The following is a 1,950-nucleotide window of genomic DNA, read 5'->3' as shown; positions in this document are numbered from 1 at the left end:
CGGTCGCCGCCATGACGGCGGGCCCGGCAGGCGACGCGCCGATGCCGTGGTGGCCCTGGGCCGCCGGGGGAGCCGTCCTGCTCGGCACCGGGTTCGCCGTGGCCCGGCGGGTGGCGCGCGCGAACACGTGAGGCGGTGTGTGCGGTCGCGGCCGGGCGGGTACCCGCCCGCCATGACTCACCTCGAGGACACCCCGACCGCGAGGCTCGACGAGTTCGTGCTCGCCCGGCTCGCGGAGGACGAAGAGCGCGTCCGGAACGGCGAACTGCCCCTGCTCGACGAGGCCGAGCGCCGGGGAAGGCTGCGGATCATGCACGCCGGCGACGGCGACGGCCTGCTGCTCGCCGGCGGCCCGGTCGAAGCGATGGCGGACCGGCACCCGGTGCCGTTCGCGGAGAAGGCCGAATTCCTGCGCCGCGAGATCCGCGACGCGCACGACGGCACGTCGGTGAAGCTGATCGCGTCGGTGTACGAAGCGCACCCCGATTGGCGGGACGAGTGGCGGCCCTGAGCGTTTCGCCCGCCGTCGTAACGGGAATGCGCGAAGCATGTCCGGAACCGTGCTCGACGAAGTGACGGCGATCCGCGAGTCGGCCGCGCCGCTGCGCAGCCCGCAGGACCTCGACCCGCTGGTCCGGCGGATCGGCCACGCCCGCGTCGTGCTGCTCGGCGAAGCGACCCACGGCACCGCCGAGTTCTACCGGTGGCGCGCCGAACTCACCCGGCGGCTGCTCGCCGAACGGGACTTTTCGTTCGTCGCCGTCGAGGGGGACTGGCCGGAGTGCCACCGGGTGCACTGCTGCGCCGCCGGGGCGCCGGGCGCGCCCAACGACCCCGGGCAGGTGCTCTGGGGCTTCCGGCGGTGGCCGACCTGGTTGTGGGCCAACGAAGAGGTGGCCGAGTTCGCGGCCTGGCTGCGGTCCTTCAACGCCACCGGCGACGGGCCGCCGTGCGGGTTCCACGGCCTCGACGTCTACAGCCTCGGGGAATCGCTGCGGAGCGTTCTCTGCTACGTCCGCGCCCACGCGCCCGAGCACGTCGAGAAGGCGCTGCGGGCGTTCCGCTGCTTCGAACCGTACGGCGAAGATCCGCGCGACTACGGGGTTTCCGCCGCGCTGGTGCCGGAGAACTGCCGCGAGGACGTCGTGCGGTTGCTGACCGCGCTGCGGTCCGCCACGCCCGCCGACAGCGTGCCGGGGCTGGATCCGGCGTTCGTCGCCGAGCAGAACGCGGAAGTCGTCGCGGGCGCGGAACGGTACTACCGGGAGATGGCCCGGGGCGGCGTGCGCTCCTGGAACACCCGGGACACCCACATGAGCGACACCCTCGACCGGCTGCTGCGTGCCTACGGCCCGCACTCGAAAGCCGTGGTGTGGGCGCACAACTCGCACGTCGGCGACGCCCGCGCGACCGACATGGCCGCGGCCGGGATGCTCAACCTCGGCCAGCTGGTCCGGGAACGGCACGCGGCCGACGGCGTGGTCGCGGTCGGCTTCGGCACCTTCCGCGGTTCGGTGCTCGCGGCCGACCACTGGGGCGGGGCGGTGCGCCGGATGCCGGTCGAGCCGGCCCGGCCGGGCAGTCTCGAAGGCCTCCTCCACGACGCCGTGCCGGGGGAGCAGAGCCTGCACGTCTTCGGCGAAGCCACCGCGTGGGCGGAGGAACCGCGCGAGCACCGGGCGATCGGCGTCGTCCACCGCGGTGGCGGGTACGTCCCGACCGTGCCGTCGGCCCGGTACGACGCGTTCGTGCACTGCGACGAGACGACCGCGAGCACGCCGTTGCACCAGTGGGAGCCGGAGGAAGGTGACGAAGCGCAGACTTACCCGAGCGGGGTGTGAAGCGCGCATGACCGGCCGGGTGTTCGCCGACCGCGACGACGGCGGGCGGCGGCTGGCGGGCGAGCTGCGCCGCCGGAGCTGGGTGGACCCGCTCGTGCTGGGGCTCGCC

At 74.3% G+C, this 1,950-nt stretch carries 2 protein-coding genes; both read left to right on the top strand.

What is annotated here, in order from left to right:
• Nucleotides 1-172 precede the first annotated feature (172 nt).
• On the top strand, nt 173-511 hold the full coding sequence (locus G3I65_RS16205; RefSeq protein WP_160696854.1) for a DUF6221 family protein: 339 nt from the start codon (nt 173-175) through the stop codon (nt 509-511).
• Between the two features lie 37 nt (nt 512-548).
• Nucleotides 549-1,841 (top strand): erythromycin esterase family protein, encoded by a 1,293-nt coding sequence (locus G3I65_RS16200; RefSeq protein ID WP_160696853.1) that lies wholly within the window; start codon nt 549-551, stop codon nt 1,839-1,841.
• Nucleotides 1,842-1,950: the final 109 nt, after the last annotated feature.

The organism is Amycolatopsis sp. SID8362, from assembly GCF_010550475.1.
Lineage (GTDB): Bacteria > Actinomycetota > Actinomycetes > Mycobacteriales > Pseudonocardiaceae > Amycolatopsis > Amycolatopsis eburnea.
This window is presented reverse-complemented; position numbering and strand designations above follow the sequence as displayed.